15 protein-coding genes are annotated in these 16,921 nt (G+C 62.5%); 6 read left to right on the forward strand and 9 right to left on the reverse strand.

The window, feature by feature from the left end; genetic code table 11:
* The first annotated feature begins 23 nt into the window (after nucleotides 1-23).
* A complete protein-coding gene (locus ACE3O2_RS10810; protein ID WP_374337376.1) occupies nucleotides 24-1,448 on the forward strand; it encodes a diguanylate cyclase domain-containing protein in 1,425 nt (474 codons plus the stop codon).
* Nucleotides 1,449-1,460: 12 nt separating this feature from the next.
* Here the strand turns inward: ACE3O2_RS10810 and ACE3O2_RS10815 are convergent, their stop codons facing one another.
* The 4 genes from ACE3O2_RS10815 to ppc form a co-directional block, all read right to left on the reverse strand.
* On the reverse strand, nucleotides 1,461-1,643 hold the full coding sequence (locus tag ACE3O2_RS10815; RefSeq protein WP_374337378.1) for a hypothetical protein: 183 nt from the start codon (nucleotides 1,641-1,643) through the stop codon (nucleotides 1,461-1,463).
* A gap of 11 nt (nucleotides 1,644-1,654) precedes the next feature.
* Nucleotides 1,655-2,722 carry a 3-deoxy-7-phosphoheptulonate synthase gene (locus ACE3O2_RS10820; protein ID WP_374337380.1) on the reverse strand — a complete coding sequence of 356 codons (1,068 nt, stop codon included), beginning with the start codon at nucleotides 2,720-2,722 and terminating at the stop codon, nucleotides 1,655-1,657.
* 6 nt (nucleotides 2,723-2,728) lie between these two features.
* Nucleotides 2,729-3,271, reverse strand: a complete 543-nt coding sequence (locus ACE3O2_RS10825; RefSeq protein WP_374337382.1) for a metal-dependent hydrolase — start codon at nucleotides 3,269-3,271, stop codon at nucleotides 2,729-2,731.
* Between the two features lie 88 nt (nucleotides 3,272-3,359).
* A complete protein-coding gene (gene ppc / locus ACE3O2_RS10830; protein WP_374337384.1) occupies nucleotides 3,360-6,119 on the reverse strand; it encodes a phosphoenolpyruvate carboxylase in 2,760 nt (919 codons plus the stop codon).
* 250 nt (nucleotides 6,120-6,369) lie between these two features.
* Here ppc and hemC point away from each other — a divergent pair, with 250 nt between their 5' ends.
* Genes hemC through ACE3O2_RS10845 form a run of 3 tightly spaced genes read left to right on the forward strand, consistent with a single transcriptional unit; the run spans nucleotide 6,370 to nucleotide 10,380 of the window.
* Nucleotides 6,370-7,302, forward strand: coding sequence for a hydroxymethylbilane synthase (gene hemC / locus ACE3O2_RS10835; protein ID WP_374337386.1), 933 nt, complete (start codon nucleotides 6,370-6,372; stop codon nucleotides 7,300-7,302).
* 10 nt (nucleotides 7,303-7,312) lie between these two features.
* Complete coding sequence (locus tag ACE3O2_RS10840; RefSeq protein WP_374337388.1) at nucleotides 7,313-9,166, forward strand: uroporphyrinogen-III C-methyltransferase; 1,854 nt, start codon at nucleotides 7,313-7,315, stop codon at nucleotides 9,164-9,166.
* On the forward strand, nucleotides 9,163-10,380 hold the full coding sequence (locus ACE3O2_RS10845; protein ID WP_374337391.1) for a heme biosynthesis HemY N-terminal domain-containing protein: 1,218 nt from the start codon (nucleotides 9,163-9,165) through the stop codon (nucleotides 10,378-10,380). Before ACE3O2_RS10840 ends, ACE3O2_RS10845 begins: the two co-directional genes overlap by 4 nt.
* On the opposite strand, the gene ACE3O2_RS10850 is transcribed toward ACE3O2_RS10845, so the two are convergent.
* The 5 genes from ACE3O2_RS10850 to ACE3O2_RS10870 all read right to left on the reverse strand — a co-directional run bounded on the left by ACE3O2_RS10850 (nucleotide 10,368) and on the right by ACE3O2_RS10870 (nucleotide 15,745).
* Entirely contained in the window at nucleotides 10,368-11,201 is an 834-nt protein-coding gene (locus tag ACE3O2_RS10850) for a DMT family transporter (protein WP_374337393.1), read from the reverse strand. The genes ACE3O2_RS10845 and ACE3O2_RS10850 overlap by 13 nt on opposite strands.
* Before the next feature lie 61 nt (nucleotides 11,202-11,262).
* On the reverse strand, nucleotides 11,263-11,976 hold the full coding sequence (locus ACE3O2_RS10855) for a helix-turn-helix domain-containing protein (RefSeq protein WP_374337395.1): 714 nt from the start codon (nucleotides 11,974-11,976) through the stop codon (nucleotides 11,263-11,265).
* A complete protein-coding gene (prmC, locus tag ACE3O2_RS10860) occupies nucleotides 11,977-12,801 on the reverse strand; it encodes a peptide chain release factor N(5)-glutamine methyltransferase (RefSeq protein WP_374337397.1) in 825 nt (274 codons plus the stop codon). It abuts the gene before it with no gap.
* Nucleotides 12,798-14,240 (reverse strand): magnesium transporter, encoded by a 1,443-nt coding sequence (mgtE, locus tag ACE3O2_RS10865; RefSeq protein ID WP_374337399.1) that lies wholly within the window; start codon nucleotides 14,238-14,240, stop codon nucleotides 12,798-12,800. The genes prmC and mgtE overlap by 4 nt, the downstream gene beginning before the upstream one ends.
* Before the next feature lie 188 nt (nucleotides 14,241-14,428).
* Nucleotides 14,429-15,745 carry an ATP-binding protein gene (locus ACE3O2_RS10870; RefSeq protein WP_374337401.1) on the reverse strand — a complete coding sequence of 439 codons (1,317 nt, stop codon included), beginning with the start codon at nucleotides 15,743-15,745 and terminating at the stop codon, nucleotides 14,429-14,431.
* A gap of 198 nt (nucleotides 15,746-15,943) precedes the next feature.
* On the opposite strand from ACE3O2_RS10870, the gene ACE3O2_RS10875 reads away from it, so the two are divergent.
* Entirely contained in the window at nucleotides 15,944-16,306 is a 363-nt protein-coding gene (locus tag ACE3O2_RS10875) for a hypothetical protein (protein WP_374337403.1), read from the forward strand.
* A gap of 139 nt (nucleotides 16,307-16,445) precedes the next feature.
* A complete protein-coding gene (locus ACE3O2_RS10880; protein WP_374337405.1) occupies nucleotides 16,446-16,883 on the forward strand; it encodes a hypothetical protein in 438 nt (145 codons plus the stop codon).
* The last annotated feature ends 38 nt before the right edge of the window (nucleotides 16,884-16,921 follow it).

Consider the following 16,921-nt stretch of genomic DNA (forward strand, 5'->3'; position numbering starts at 1 on the left):
CCATGCCGTCCGATGAAGCCCTGATGTTTGAATTGGCCCCGGTGTCGCTGTGGCTGGAAGATTTCAGTGCCGTGCACGAACTCTTCCAGCAGCTGCGCAGTAGCGGGGTTACCGACTTGCAAGCCTGGATGGATGAAGTGCCTGAGCGGAGAAGCGAGTGCGCACGCCGCATTCAGGTACTGAAGGTGAATCAAGCCACCTTGAAGCTGTTTGAAGCGGACAGTTTTGAACACCTGACCGCCAACCTGGATCGGGTATTCCGCAACGGCATGCAGGGCAGCATGTCCGAGCTGCAGCAATTGTGGGACGGCAAGACCACGCTGCACCAGCGCACCATCAACTACACCCTCAGTGGCAAACCGCTGAACATTCAACTGCAAGCCACCATCCTGCCCGGTCACGAAGCAAACTGGTCGCGGGTGCTGCTGTCGATCAAAAACATCACCGCCCTGTGTCAGGCACAAGAGCGGCTGGCACAAAGCGAGGCGTATACCCGGGGCTTGTTCGAACACTCACCGGTCTCGCTGTGGGTGGAGGACTTCAGCGCCGTCAAGATCCTGCTGGATGAAGTGCGTGAGGCCGGTATCACGGATTTTCGGGTATTTACCGACGTACACCCGGAGTTTGTCGATCGCTGCATGCGCGAGATTCGCGTCAGTGACGTGAACCGGCAAACGCTGGAGATGTTCTGCGCCCCCGACAAGACCACGCTGCTGGCCCGTCTGGGTGATATTTTCCGTGACGACATGCGCCGCAACTTCACTGAACAGCTGATCGACCTGTGGCAGGGCAAGCTGTTCCAGCAGCGCGAGGTGGTCAACTACGCGCTGGATGGCAGTATCCGCCATATCTACATGCAGTTTTCCGTCTTGCCCGGCTATGAGCGGGACTGGTCACTGGTGCAGGTGGCGCTGACCGATATCTCCGCCCGCAAGAAAGCGGAAGCCTATCTGGAGTTCCTCGGCAAGCACGATGTGCTGACCAAGCTGTATAACCGTTCTTACTATGCAGACGAGCTGAACCGCCTGCAGCGGCGCGGCCCCTTCCCGGTGACTGTGCTGATTGTGGACCTCAACAGCCTGAAGCAGACCAACGACCTGCTGGGCCATGCCGCTGGCGATGCCTTGCTGCGCCGGGTGGGTGAAGTGTTGAACAAGGCCGTGGACCGGCCTGCTTCTGCTGCCCGTATTGGCGGCGATGAGTTTGTGCTGCTGCTGCCTGGTACGGATGAGGCGGGCGGTAAAAACATGGTCGAGCAGCTGGACCGGCTGGTCCAGCTCAATAACCAGTTCTACCCCGGCACCCCCTTGGCACTGTCCATTGGTGCGGCCACCTGCCATGAAGGCGGCCAGCTGGAACAGGCCATTCACGAAGCGGATACCCGTATGTACGAAGCCAAGCGGGCCTACCACAGCGGACTACAGGATCGGCGAGACGAGACGCCGTAAGCACCCGTCTGACTACTGGGCGGAGGCGATACCCTGCTGCATGGAAGCCGCCTGCTGATCCACCGTCTGCTGCACGCCTTGCGCCTTTTCCAGCGCCTTGCGGTCACCATCAAACAGCCGGTCTTCCGGCTTTTGCTCACGCTGGCAGCCCGCCAGCAGGGTCAGCACCAGCATGCCACCCAGTATTGCGCGCATCCCGTTCCCCTTTAACCTACACGCTTCGGCAACACATCACGCAGGGTATCCGCCGCCTTGCGGATCATGTCTTCCGTCGTCGCCCAGTCCACACAGCCATCGGTCACCGAGCAGCCGTACTTCAACTGGCTGAGGTCCGCCGGAATCGGCTGATTACCTGCTTGCAGGTGGCTCTCGATCATCACCCCGACGATCGAGCGGTTGCCCTCACGTACCTGGTGTACGCAATCGGTCAGTACCAGCGGCTGCAGCTCATATTTTTTATAGGAATTGCCATGCGAGCAATCCACCACAATGCTTTGTGCCAGCCCGGCCTTTTTCAGCGCGGTCTCGGCAATCGCCACGCTGACCGAATCATAGTTGGGCCGCCCACCACCACCGCGTAACACCAGATGGCCGTAAGCATTGCCGCGGGTGCGGATCACGCTGGAGCGACCCTGGCCATTGATGCCCAGGAAGCTGTGCGGGCTGGCGGCTGACAAAATGGCATTCACGGCGGCATCGAGCGAGCCATCGGTACCGTTCTTGAACCCGACCGGCGTGGACAGGCCAGACGACATCTCACGGTGGGTCTGCGATTCCGAGGTCCGTGCGCCAATCGCGGTCCAGGCAATCAGGTCACCCAGGTACTGCGGCGAAATCGGGTCCAGCGCCTCGGTGGCAGCAGGCAGGCCCAGCTCAGCCACATCCAGCAGGAAACGTCGGCCTCGCTCCATCCCCTCTTCGATATGGAAGGAGTCGTCCATGCGCGGGTCGTTGATAAAGCCCTTCCAGCCGGTCGAAGTACGCGGTTTTTCAAAATACACCCGCATCACCAGCAGCAGGGTATCACCCACCTCCTCCGCCAGCCGCTTCAGCCGTGCGGCGTACTCGAGCCCGGCTTCCGGGTCGTGGATGGAACAGGGACCGACCACCACAAACAGGCGCGGGTCTTGCCGGTCCAGAATGCGCTTGAGGTCGTGCCGTCCTTGCGCCACCACCTGCGCCGCACGTTCGGTCAGCGGTACCCGCTGGTGGATCGACTCCGGCGAGGGCATGTCGTCAAACGACAGGATGTTCAGGTTTTCCAGATTCTGCATGTTCACTCACTTTACTGCATCGGGTGCCATCTGCTGACGTTTGCGCCAGACCCGACCCACCGCCATCACCAGCAGGCAGGGTAACCACACCCATACCAGCTCACTCAAAATCACCACCACGCCACGTGGGCTGAAAAAGCCCACCCCGATCGGCGATACGCGGATCGGTCGCCACGGCAGAAAAAAACGTTCGTTGCTGAATGGGGCCAGCCAGGCCACACCCAGCCCTCCGGAGGTCATGGCGTCCAGCACACTGTGCGACAGGCAGCAGACCGTACCGAACCCCCACAGCGCAGCAAAGCCGGCACGCTGCCGCAGCAGCCAGGCAAATACGAAGCCTGCCAGCACCGCAAACAGAATGGAATGACTCAACCCCCGGTGCCCCAGCATGTGCTCATATGGGATACGCAGCACAAAGCTGACTACATCGGCATCCGGCAGCATGGTCAGCAGCACACCGCCCAGCAGGATGCTGCGCTGTGCGGGCAGGCTGGACAGCCAGGGCCGGAGCGCCAACGCAACAGCGGGATGGGTAAACAGGGTGGCCATGCCACACTTCCTCAGTAGACGAGCTTACCCTTATAGCATGCCACTGCGGGCTGCGCCATGCTCTGGCGCAGCCCGCAGCCACCGCTCGTCAGCCGCTATTGCGCAACCCCGCCGCCACCCCATTAATGGTCTGCAGAATGGCCAGCTTCACCATCGGCTCTTCATCCCCGCCGCGCAAACGCTTGAGCAGGTCCACCTGAATGTGCGACAGCGCGTCCAGATACGGCAGGCGGGTGTTCAGACTGCGCGCCAGGGTCGGGTTCCCGGCCAGCAGCGCTTCATGCCCGGTGATGCGCAACACAGCAGCAATGGTCCGCTCGCGTTCCGCCACCAGCGTGCCGAAAACGCGTTGCGACAGCGCCTTGTCAGTCACCAGCTCAGCATAACGACCGGCAATCACCAGATTGGTCTTGGCCAGCACCTGCTCCATATTGGACAGCACCGTCTTGAAGAACGGCCACTCGCGGTACATCCGGCCCAGCAAAACCCAGCCTTCGTCACCTCGCTGCTCGACGAAGCGGGCAACGGCACTGCCGAGCCCATACCAGCCCGGAATCATCAGCCGCGATTGTGACCAGCTGAACACCCAGGGGATCGCGCGCAGGGAGCTGATGCCCTTGAAGCCGCCGCGCGCTACCGGGCGGCTGCCGATATTCAGTGCCGCAATCTCGGCAATTGGCGTGGCTTGCGAGAAATAGGTCTCGAAACCTTCCGTCTCATACACCAGCCCACGGTAGGCGCGGAATGAGGCATTGGACAACTCGGCCATGGCCTCCAGCCAGCCGGGATCGGTCGGGTCGGTGGGCGGGTGCAGCAGGCTGGCTTCCAATGAGGCCGTCAGCAGGGTCTCCAGATTGCGGTAGCCAATCTCGGCGTTGGCGTACTTGGAGGCGATCACCTCACCTTGCTCGGTGATGCGAATCTGCCCGCGCACCGTACCCGCCGGTTGCGCCAGAATCGCCTCATGGCTGGGGCCACCACCACGCCCTACCGAACCACCACGACCGTGGAACAGGCGCAGCTTGACCCCTGCGGCATCGCAAACCTGCACCAGCGCCACCTCGGCCTGATACAGCTCCCAGTTGGAGGTCAGATAGCCGCCATCCTTGTTGCTGTCAGAATAACCCAGCATGATTTCCTGGGTACCGCGCTTGCTGTCCACCAGTGCGCGGTAGAACGGCAGCTCGAACAGGGAGCGCATGATGCCCGCGCTGCGCTGCAGGTCGTCGATGGTTTCGAACAGCGGCACCACCATCAGCTCGGTCTTCGGCGTTGGCAGCAATTGCAGCATGCCGCACTCTTTCTGGATCAGCGCCACTTCCAGCACATCCGACGCACTGTTGGCGTTGGAAATGATGCCGTGGACGATGGCATCCTTGCCGAATTGCTGCCGAATATCGCGGATGGCGTCGAAAATCGCCAGCTCCTTGGCAGTTTCTTCGCCATAGGCAAAGTAGGGCGAACGCAGCGGGCGGGGTGAGGTCAGCTCACGCAATAACACCCGCAGGCGGGCCGTTTCGTCCAGCGCCGGGTAGTGTTCCAGCCCGGCAGCCGCCAGCAGTTCGCTAACCACCCGCTCATGCACGCCAGAGTGCTGGCGTACGTCAATCGTGGCCAGGTGGAAGCCAAATACCTGGATCGCACGCTGCAGACGCGCCAGCGTCCCCTCGGTCAGCCAGCCACTCTGATGCGACTCCAGCGAATGCTCCACCACCGCCAGATCGGCGAGGAAGGCCGCCGGGGTAGCATACGCTTCCGCCCCTTCACAGAAGGTACGCACCCCATCCAGCCCGAGTGCCAGCGCCTTGGCGGCCAGCTTTTGCCGAATTGCCATCAGCGCCAGCCGGTACGGCTCGTCTTTGCGGCTTTCCGGCTGTTGTACCGAGCTGGCGGCCAGTGCAGCCAGATCGTGCGTCACGTTGACCTCACGTGAGGACAGCATCAGCCGCGATTCCAGTCGCGACAACAAATCAAAATAATGGCGGAAGGCTACTTCAGCCTGCACCTTGAAGGCGTAGCGCAGCACTTCGGCGTTGACAAAGGGGTTGCCATCGCGGTCACCGCCAATCCAGCTGCCCATGCGGAAAAAGGCGGGCAGCTCGACTGGGGCACCCAGCTGCTGGCCGAGCGCCGCTTCCAGATTCTGGTACAGCGCGGGCAACTGCTGCAGGAAGGTGTAATCGTAATAGGCGAGGCCGTTGCGAATCTCGTCGAATACCGTCAGCTTGAAGCTGCGAATCTCGGACGACTGCCACAAGGTCATCACCAGGCGACGCAAGGCTGCGGTATTGGCGTCCATCTCCTCCGGCGTCAGCCACGGGTTGCTGCGCACGGTCAGCAGGCGGGCGATCTCGCGCTCACAATCCAGCACACTCTTGCGCTGCACCTCGGTCGGGTGCGCGGTCAGCACCGGCGACAGCCAGCCATTTTGCAGGAGCTCGAGCACACTGCCCGGCGTCACTTGTTGTTCCTGCAGCCGCTGCATCACATGCGGCAAGCTGCCGACCTGTGGCGCGGAGCCTTCAATGCGGTGGATACGACGGCGACGGTTGTGGTGCAGGTCTTCGGCAATATTGGACAGGTGGGAGAAGTAGGCGAATGCCCGCACCAGCGCCACGGTATTGCCATGCGACAGCTGGGTCAGCTCGGCTTCCAGCGCCGCGCGCTGGGTGGGATCCGCATCCCCCAAGGCATGCGCAGTTTCACGGATGCGGGTAATGGTGGCCCCGGTTTCCACCCCTTCCACACAGGCCAGCACTTCCAGCAACAGGCGATCCAGCAGGGCAATATCGTCCTGCAGGGGTCCATCCTTGTCACGCCGCAACTTGACTTCTGCTTCTTCCCGCACCTTGCATCCCCCCGATTCTGCGTGATGCGGCCTTGCGGCATCACCACCACGCCCGGTGCCTTTTCGGCACCTTCATTACATAAAAAACACCTCTTATGATGTAATCAAACTACAAGCCGTATCTTGACGAAAATATTGCAACGCGGCAAAGGTTTTTTTGCTTGCGCCAGCGCAAGCCGTTGCCGATTTGCTGCATGGTACAATGAGACTGTCAGTTCACCTTTAACAGTTGATCATCAAGGACTTTTTCATGTCTTTCCCCGACCGCCTCGTCATCGCCACCCGTGAAAGCCCGCTGGCGTTGTGGCAGGCGGAACACGTGCGTCATCTGCTGCAAACGCAATATCCGGGGCTGCAGGTTGAACTGCTGGGCATGACCACCCAGGGAGACCGCATTCTGGATGTCAGTCTGTCAAAAATTGGTGGCAAAGGCCTGTTCGTCAAGGAGCTAGAACTGGCCATGCAGGAAGGCCGTGCCGATCTGGCCGTGCACTCGATGAAAGACGTCCCCATGCTGCTGCCGGAGGGCTTTGCCCTGCCCGCCATCCTGCAGCGGGAGGAACCCTTTGATGCGCTGGTATCCAACCAGTATGACAGCCTGGCAGCGCTGCCATCCGGCGCCGTAGTTGGCACCTCCAGCCTGCGGCGGGAAAGCCAGTTGCGCGCGCAGTACCCGCATCTGCGTATCGAGCCCTTGCGCGGCAATCTGGGCACCCGCCTGCGCAAGCTGGATGAAGGCCAGTACGCCGCCATCATCCTGGCCGTCGCCGGGCTGAAGCGGCTGGGGCTGGCAGAACGCATCCGGGCCGTCTTGCCGCCGGAGCAAAGCCTGCCCGCCGTCGGCCAAGGCGCAATTGGCATTGAATGCCGCAGTGATCGCCCTGAGCTGATCACGCTGCTGGCCGGTCTGGATCACGCCGCCACCTCGGCCTGCGTGCAAGCAGAGCGCGCTATGAGCCGCAAGCTGGGTGGCAGCTGTCAGGTGCCGCTAGGGGGATTTGCGGTACTGGAAGGTGAGCAGCTGTGGCTGCGCGGTTTCGTGGCCCAAGCCGATGGCCAGCAAGTGCTGCGCACCGAGCAGCGCGGTCGTATGACAGACGCAACACAACTGGGTGAAGCCGCCGCAATGGCACTGATTGCGCAGGGCGCGGATGCTATCATGGCAGCATTGAGTCTGCCCTGACTGGACTTCGGTGAACCCACCTCTGCACCACCGCCGTATTGTCGTTACCCGCCCGGCAGCACAAGCCAGTGCCCTGATGCAATCCATCCGGGAGCTGGGGGGCGAACCCCTGTTGCTGCCCTTGCTGGTGATCGAGCCGCTACCTGATCCGCATCAGCTGCGCCAAGCGGCGGAAACGCTGTCCACCGCCCGTTTCGCCATCTTCGTCAGCCCCAATGCCGTCGAGCAGGCCCTGCCGCTGCTGCTGGCACACGGCAGCTGGCCAGAAGGGGTGCAAGCTGTGGCCATTGGCCCGGGTACCGCGCACGCCTTGCAGCAAGCCCACATCACGGATGTACTGTGCCCACGCCAGCAGTACGACAGCCAAGGTGTGCTGGCCCTGCCCGAGCTGCAGACGGTGGACGGCCAGCGGATCCTGATCTTCCGTGGCGAAGACGGCAAGGCGGAGCTGGGTGATGGCTTGCAAGCGCGCGGGGCGCAGGTAGAGTACATTCCCTGCTACCGTCGACTGCTGCCACAGGATACCGCACAGCATCTGGCCGACCTGCTGAGCAGTGACCCGCCGGATGCCTTTATCGTCACCAGCAGTGAGGCGGCCCGCCATCTGTTCAGCTCAGCTGGAGAAAGCCTGCTCAAGCAGCTACAATCCATCCCGATCGGTGTCACCCATCCGCAAATTGGGGATACCGTGCGGGCACACGGCGGCAGCGCTGTCGAAGCCGGCAGCGGTGGTGACCTCGCCTTGTTGAAGGCTTTGTCTGCCGCGCCGGATGTGCCGCCCCCACCCGTGACCACTGGCCGTACTGTGATGCCTGAACCGACACCTGCTTCTCCCGTACAACCACAACGCCCCGGCCTGGGTGAGCGACTGGTTGAACGGATCAACCCGACCTTGCTGGTAGCCCTGGTGGCCCTCGGCATCCTGATCTGGCAATGGCGCGACAACAGCCTGCAACTGAGCCAGCTCAGGAGTGAGGTCGGTCTGCGACTGGCCGAAACCGGCGCCTTCCAGAAGCAAAGCCGTGACCTGATTGAGCGTATTGAGCGCGCGCGTATTGAAGAGCGCTCACGCCTGGTCACGCTGGAAACCCGCATGGCCGAGTCGCAAAGCCAGCAGGCCACGCTGGCCGCCTTGTACCAGAACCTGAACCAGCACCGTGACAGCCTGCTGCTGGCGGAAGTCGAACAGCTGCTGATGGCCGCCAGCCAGCAATTGCAGATTGCCAACGACCCGCGCGCCGCGCTGGTGGCACTGGAAGGGGCCCAGTCGCGGCTGGCGCTGGAGGATAATCCCAAGTTCCTGCCGCTGCGACAGAGTGTGGGCAAAGACATTGCCACCCTCAAGACCTTGCCCAATGTGGATACCGTCAACCTGACCATGCGGCTGGATGCCATGCTGGCCGTGGTGGACAACCTGCCCTTCAGCATCGACAGCCGCCCGCAACAGGCGCCAAAGCTGCCTAACGTCAAGGAAGAGCCGGACAGCCTGTCCAAGGAAATCTGGGGCGAAATCAAGCAGCTGATCCGTATCCGCCGTATTGACAAGCCGGATGCCCCGCTGCTGCCCGCCGAGCAGACCTATTTTGTGCGCGAGAACATGAAGCTGCGACTGCTGTCCGCCCGCACCGCCTTGCAACAGCGCGACGAAAACGTATTCCGCACCGATCTGCAAGCCGTGCGCCAGAGCCTGCAGGGCTTCTTTGATACTCAGTCGATGGACGTGAAGCAGAGCCTGACCCAGCTGAACCAGATGCTGGCCACGCCGTTGCAAGTCAAATTGCCCGATCTGACGGCCAGCCTGAGCGCACTCGGCAGCCTGAAAACCTTGCAAGAGCAGGAGCTCACCGCAGGAGCCCATCCATGAGGGCGCTGTTCTGGACCCTGCTGCTGTTTGTGCTGGCGGTGGTGCTGGCCCTGCTCAGCCGGGTCAACACCGGCTATGCCATCCTGATTGTGCCGCCTTATCGCATCGACATCAGCTTCAACACCTTTGTATTTCTGACGGTGCTGGCTTTCATTGTCGCCTATTTCATCATCCGTGCCGCCGCCACCACACTGGCGCTGCCGCAGAAAGTACGCGACTACCACCGCAGCAAGCGCCGCAATGCGGCGCAGAAATCGCTGCTGGATGCGCTGCTGGCCTACTTTGAAGGTCGCTACTCACGCGCCGAGCGGCTGGCTTCGCAAACGCTGGAGCTGGAAGAATCGCCACAGTCACGCGCCATCAGTGCGCTGCTGGCCGCCGCTGCAGCCGATTCGATCAAGAATACCGACAAGCGTGATGCCTATCTGGCGCGCAGCGAACTGGCAACGCCAGATACCCACCTCGCCCGGCTGATGGTGCAAGCCTCGCTGCAACTGAAGGCACATCGCTACGAAGAAGCGCTGGAAACCCTGCATACCGCCAAGAACATTGCGCCCAAGCTGACCACTGCCCTGCGGCTGGAGCTGACCGCTCGCCAGCAATTGGGCCAGTTTGCCCATGTGCTGCCGCTGATTGCCCAACTGGAAAAGAGTGAGGCCATCAACCCGGTACAAGCCGAGCAGTTGCGCAAGCATGCCTTCACCCGCCAGCTGCGGGATGAGGTGCAGGAGCTGGTGCCGTTCCGCCGCTTCTGGAGCAAGCTGCCGGCTGACTACCGACTGGACAGCAAGATGGCCTTGACCGCAGCCCGCAAGCTGACGGACTGGCAACAGTGGGAAGACAGTCGGTCAGTCCTCACCCAGGCACTGCAGCATGGCTGGGAGCCTGCCCTCGTGCTGGCACTGAGCCAGTTACCTGCGGATGCACCGGCAGATGAAGTGCTGGCGCGGGTGCAGCAGGCCGAAGCCTGGCTGGAGCAACACCCGCAGGATGCCAGCCTGCTGCTGGCATTGGGGCGCCTCTGTCGCCAGCAACAGCTCTGGGGCAAGGCGCGCAGCTATCTGGAAGCCAGTCTGGCCGTCGCCCCCTCTGCGGTCACCCATATTGAACTGGCTCGCCTGCTGACCCAGCTGGATGAAGCCAGCACCGCACAGCTGCATTTTGAAGCCGCCGCCAGCGCCGTGGAACAGGCGCTGGCCGATCAGGACGACTGAGCCCGCCGCCCGGACCACCAGACCAGACTGGCTGCCCCGCTGATCAACACGGCGGCCAGCCCGATCTGCCCACTCAGTGGCCGCCCGGTCCACAGATGCAGGGCCACGGTAGACAGCAGCGGTGTCAGGTTGGCCAGCACCCCGATCCGGCGTGGATCGCCTTGCTTCAGCGCGCGATCCCACAGGTAAAAGGCCGCGCCCATCGGCCCCAGACCCAGCAGCAGCAGACTCACACCATCTACCGTCCGCCACACCACCGCAGGCTCCCACAGCCCGTGGCAGAGCAAGGCCAGCGCAGCGGATACCATGCAAAAACCGCCGACCGCCGCTGTCGGGAATGGGGGTACCCGACGACTGGCCAGTGAGTAGCTCGCCCAGACCAAGGCCGAACAGCCGGCCAACGCAAAGCCGACGCCACTGCCCTGCAGGCTGAACTGTCGCCCGCCAACGATGGCCAGTGCCGCTCCGGCAAAGCCCAGCACCGCCGCCAGTACATGCACGGCCCGCAAGCGGTGCCCCGGCAGAAACAGGGGCGTCAGCAATACAATCAGCAAAGGCCACAGGTAGTTGATCAGATTGGCCTCAATCGGCGGCGCGTGGCGTAACGCCATGAACAGCAGAAAATGGAAGCCGAACAGGCCGTACACCCCCAGCAGCAAGGTGCGTAACGGTACCCGCCATTGCCGCCAGTGCGGCAGGCTCAACAGCCCCCCCAGCAGCAGGGAAAGGCCCGTCAACAAGAAAGGCGGCCAGTGCGCCAGCGCCAGCCCCAGTACCGCCAGGCTGGCCCACAGGATGATGGCCATCAGCGCCCACAGCATGACATGCTCCTCGGCAAAAACCCCATGCTAGCGCGGCAGGACGGGGCGGATCGTCGCAAGGCTAGGATGGGGTGCCGATTTTGTGCGTATCCGGCCACAGGTCACGGGCGCGCACCCCATCGCTGCGCCGCAAGGCGGCGGTGAGGGCGGAGGGGGAGGCATACCCCACCTGTGCCGCTACCGCAGCCACCGCCATACCCTGCTGCAACCGCTGCCGGGCGGCCTGCAAACGCAGCTGACGTAACCAGGATTGCGGGGTGAGTCCCGTATGCTGGAGGAAGCAATCGTGAAAATGCGGCACGGACCAGCCGCATAGCTGCGCCAGTTCGGCCACGGCGATTGGCCGGTGCAGATGGGCGCTCACCCAGTGGCCCAGTGCGTCCAGCGGCAGGGTTGCCGTACGCATGGGGGATTGATGCCAGCACAGCACACCTGCGACGGCGGCCTGCAGCCCGACATGGTCGGGGCGTTGCTGCAAGGCTTGTTGCAGCTGCTGCAACAAGGGCCGCAAGGCGGTGGGCCAGCCAAATGCGGTCGGGCGAAGCGGAAAGACTTCCACCGGCAAATCCAGCACCAGACACTGATTGTCATGATAGCCCGCAAAGTCATGGTGGCTCTGCGGCGGGATCCACACCCCGCTGCCCGGCAATACCCGGTACAGATGCCCCTCCACTTCCAGCTCCAGCGCACCCTGCAGACAGCACAGCCATTGGCTGAACGCATGGGCATGGCTGCCATGGCTGGCCGCATAGTGGCGAAGGGCAGCCTGACTCATTCAGCCCTCCGGCCGCTGCGCGCAGGTGACGCGGGCTTGCCCGGCCAGATCATGGTGCAAATGGATCTGTTGCCAGCCCGCCTGCTGCAACAAGGCAGGTACCGTCTCGCCCTGGTCATAACCATGTTCGACCAGCAACCAGCCGCCGGGGCGCAGGCAGGCCTTCGCCTGCTGGGCCAGTGCGCGGTAAGCCTGCAAGCCATCGGCACCATCGGTCAAGGCACTGGCGGGTTCATAGCGCAAGTCACCCTGCTGCAGGTGGGGGTCTCCCTGCGGGATATAGGGCGGGTTGCTGACGATGGCATCAAACTGCTGCCCGGTGACGGCACTCAGGTAATCGCTGTGCACGAACCGTACGGCGGCGCCCAGTCGCCTGGCATTGTTCTGCGCCACCTGCAAGGCGGCATCGGACAGGTCCAGCGCCGTCAGCTGCCACTGTGGCCGCTCCAGTGCCAGCGTAATGGCGATACAGCCGCTGCCGGTACCCACATCCAGCACCTGTAGCGGGGGATCTGCCGGCAGATGGGCCAGTGCCTGCTCGATCAGCAGCTCGGTATCCGGGCGCGGGATCAGCACGGCAGGCGTGACGCGGAAGGGCCGCCCGTAGAATTCGCGGCTCTCCAGCAAATACGCAATCGGCTCCCCGGCCAGCCGGCGCTGCACCAGCGTGGCAAAGTCGAGCCGGGCATCGCTCGAGATGGGTTCCCCGCCATGGGCCACCAGCCAGGCATGGTTGACCTGCAATACCTGCTGCAGCAGCAGGCGCGCCTCCAGCCGGGGCAGGCCGCAATGGCGCAGCAGCTGATCGAGGCTATCGTCACTCACAGCAGGAACACGGTCGCCAGACCGAGGAAGATGAAAAAGCCGCCCGAGTCGGTGCACGCGGTGATCATCACCGAAGACCCCATGGCGGGATCACGCCCCAGCTTGACCAGGGTCATCGGGATCATCACCCCCATGAAGGCGGCCAGCATCAGGTTCAAGGTCATGGCGGCCGTCATCACCAGCCCCAGCAAGGGGCTACCATACAGCGCGTAGGCCACCACGCCGATCAAGCCGCCCCAGATCACCCCGTTGGCCAGGCTGACGCCGATTTCCTTTTTCAACATCCAGCGCGCGCTGTCCGGATGCAGCTGATCCAGCGCCATGGCGCGCACGATCATGGTGATGGTCTGGTTGCCGGAATTGCCGCCGATCCCCGCCACAATCGGCATCAGCGCTGCCAGCGCCACCAGTTTTTCGATGGAACCTTCAAACAGGCCAATCACCCGGGATGCCACAAAGGCGGTCACCAGATTGATGGCCAGCCAGGCCCAGCGGTTCTTCACCGAGCGCCACACCCCGGCAAAGATATCCTCTTCCTCCTTCAAACCGGCCAGGTTCAGCATCTCGCTGTCGGATTCTTCCCGAATCACGTCCACCATGGCATCAATGGTCAGCCGCCCGCACAGTTTGCCGGTGGCATCCACCACCGGGGCGGAAATCAGGTCATAGCGTTCGAAGGCTTGTGCTGCATCGCTGACGTCATCCCCCGGCGAGAAGGTGACCGGATCATCCGCCATCACCTCCAGCACGCGCCTGTCCGGATCATTCAGCAGTAAACGCTTGAGTGGCAGCACCCCTTGCAGCAGGCCCGCCTGGTCGACGACAAACAGCTTGTCGGTGTGGTCCGGCAACTCATCGAAACGGCGCAGGTAGCGCAACACCACTTCCAGCGACACATCATCGCGGATGGTGACCATTTCGAAGTCCATCAGCGCGCCGACCTGATCGTCCTCGTACGACAGGGCCGATTGCAGCCGCTCGCGCTCCTGGGCGTCGAGGCCGGTCATCAGCTCAGCCACCACGTCTTCTGGCAAATCGGGGGCCAGATCGGCCAGCTCGTCCGCATCCAGTGATTCGGCGGCCGCCAGCAGTTCCTGATCGTCCATGTCGGCGATCAGCGATTCCCGTACCGAGTCGGAGACTTCCAGCAGGATGTCGCCGTCACGCTCGGCCTTGACCATATGCCAGACGGTCAGACGGTCGGCCAGCGGCAGCGCTTCGAGAATGTGTGCCACGTCCGCCGAATGCAAGGCATCCAGCCGCTTTTGCAGCTCGGTGAGATGCTGGCGATGGACCAGGGTTTCCACCAGATCCTGATGCGGGCCGGATTGCTTGTGAATCAGGTCCTCAACCAGCTTGTGCTTGTGCAGCAGGGCAACCACTTGTTTCAGGTTGTCCTGCAGGCTTTCCTGCGGTTTTTGTTCGAGTTCGGTGGTCATGACGCCAAGCTCCGCCCCATCGGGGGCTGCAGCTCAACGCCCGAAGGGATCAACAACGATGTTGCAAGGGGAACGCGTAACTGCGTTTACTGGGTAAGTCCATTGGGGTCGTACACATCCTTCTGGGCGGCCGATTGCCGCGTGATACTGCCATTGTAGCATTGAACCTGTGTTGCAACACAGCAACGTCATGCAGGCCGTGGCCAGCGCAGCTCAACCAGTAACCCGCCTTCGTCGGCCTGCGCCAGACGCAATTGTGCGCCTTGCTCACGGGTGATGCGCGCCACAATGGCCAGCCCCAGTCCGCTGCCGCCATCGCCGCCACGTGCCGCATTGCCGCGCTCAAACGGCTGCAGCAGGCGGGCCACCTCCGCTTCCGGAATACCCTGCCCATGGTCACGTATCTGCAGCCAGACCTGCTGCGCATCCTGTCCGGTTTGTACGATGACTGGTGGCGCGCCATAGCGGAAGGCATTGTCCAGCAGATTACCCAGCAGGCGGCTCATCGCCAGCGGCTGCAGTGCCAGCTTTGGCAGCGGTTCTGCCGCCAGGTGCAGCTGTAGCTGCCCTGAGGGGTATTTATCTGGCAACGGTCGCAGCAGTTCATGCAGCTCGGTCACCTCCGCCCGTTCTTTGGGGCCGCCACCGATATAGATCATGAATTGCTGCACGATGCGTTCCATATCCTGCAGGTCGCCCAGCATGCCGTCGCGCAGGCTGTCGTCATGCATCATTTCAACCGCCAGCCGCATCCGGGTCAGCGGGGTACGCAGGTCATGGCTGATGCCCGCCAGCATCAGTCGTCGGGCATCGTCTGCATCGCGCAGCGACGTCACCATCTGGTTGAACTGATCCGTCAGCAGCCGCAGCTCTTGCGGGCCGCTCGACACCAGCAGCGGCGGTGACTGTCCTTCCGCCAGCAACTTGCTGGCCATCCCCAGTGCGCGCAGGGGCCGGTTCAGGCGCCAGACAAAGAAGGATGCGCCCAACATGGCAAGCAGGGTAAAGCTGCTGATACCCACCAGCAACGGCCATCGCCGTTCATTGCGAATACGCCCAAGCGGAATGGACAACCAGTACGGGCGCTCCAGCACATCGACTTGCAGCCACAAACGCCAGTTGGGCTGGCGCTGGACGCGCACGGCATGAATCGGCAGCTGGTCCGCTTGCAGCTGCCGCACAATCGCCTGCTCTTGCGCCGGGATATTGTTGTCTGCAGGCGGATAAGCCTCACTCAGTGGATATAGGTTGGGACCATAGGGCCGGTTGTAGGCACGCAGCCATTGCGCCCGCTGCGCCTCCGGCACGGCCTCCAGCTGCCCCTCCAGTTCGGACAAGGTATCCAGCACCTGTTCACTCAGCTGCCCCGCCACCAGATTTTGCCGGTAGTAGCGCAACACGCCCCAGGCAAACCATTGCGACAACAGCAAGGTCACGATGACCACGACGGCCAGTCGGCCAAACAGGGTGCGCGGCATCCAGCGCTGCAGGTTCAGGCGTGTCATGTCTGCATGATACGACCAAGCCGCCCGCTTTGCCGATCTGCCACACGCCTCAGTTGTAAATCGCTGTAACGCAAGCCATGTGGCCGCTCGCTTTTTTACAGCCCGTACCCGCCCAGACACAACTGGCTTACACGCGGACCGCAGACTGCGGTCCATGGCAAACGCCATATCACCCTTAAGACCACACAGGAGCTGCACATGAAACACATTCTGTTGATGAGTGCCCTCACCCTCTCGCTCACCTCGCTGCTGGCCCATGCCGAGCGTGAACCCGCACCGCAGACCGATCACCCCACGTCCATCAATGACCGCCAGCAAGAGCAGCGTGAGCGCATTGAACAGGGTGTGAAAAGTGGCGAACTGACCTGGCACGAAACCGCCCGTCTGGCCCGCGAGCAGCGGCACATCAAACGGGAAGAGGCCCGCTATCGTGCGGATGGCGAGTTGACCGCCCGCGAGCGTGCGGATTTGCAGCGCGATCTGAACAAAGCCTCCCGCGACATTCATGGGCAGAAGCATGATGCGCAGGATCGTGATCGCCACGGCGGCCGCCGCCGCTGAGCCCAGCATCTGTAAATACCTGTAACCCAGAACCGCCAGCGGTACGCCTTTTTACAAAGCGCCCCCCTGGCGGACACAAAGCACTTACAGCCCGGGTTCACACTAACGACGTCATCACCTGATCATGGAGTTTAAAATCATGAAAATCTCTCTGCTGATGTTAACCCTGCTGCTGGCTGTTGGCGTGGCTCGGGCCGAAGACACCCCGACACAAAATGAGGCGCCCAAGACCCTGGAGCAACGTGAACAACAATTGCAATCGCAAATTGAGCGCGGCCTGCAAAGCGGCAACCTGACCCAAGGCGAGGCGGATCGCCTGAAAGCCGAGCTGGACCGTATCAAGAAACGGGAAGCCGAGCTGCGTGCTGACGGCACCCTCACCGGGCAGGAGCGTGCCCGACTGGAACATCGCCTTAATGAATTGAAACATGACATTCAGCATGAGAAGCGGGATGCCAAGCGTAGCCAGCACCAAGGTGAGGGTCAGGAGGGTGAACATCAGGGCCGCGGTGAGCACAAGGATGGTGAGCACGGTGGCCGAGGCGGGGACAAAGGCGGCAAAGGCAAAGGCGGCTAAGCACAGCCTTATCCCAGCCCCCGGCTGTGCAAGCAGCC

The sequence above is a fragment of the Leeia sp. genome (assembly GCF_041909055.1).
Taxonomy (GTDB): domain Bacteria; phylum Pseudomonadota; class Gammaproteobacteria; order Burkholderiales; family Leeiaceae; genus Leeia; species Leeia aquatica.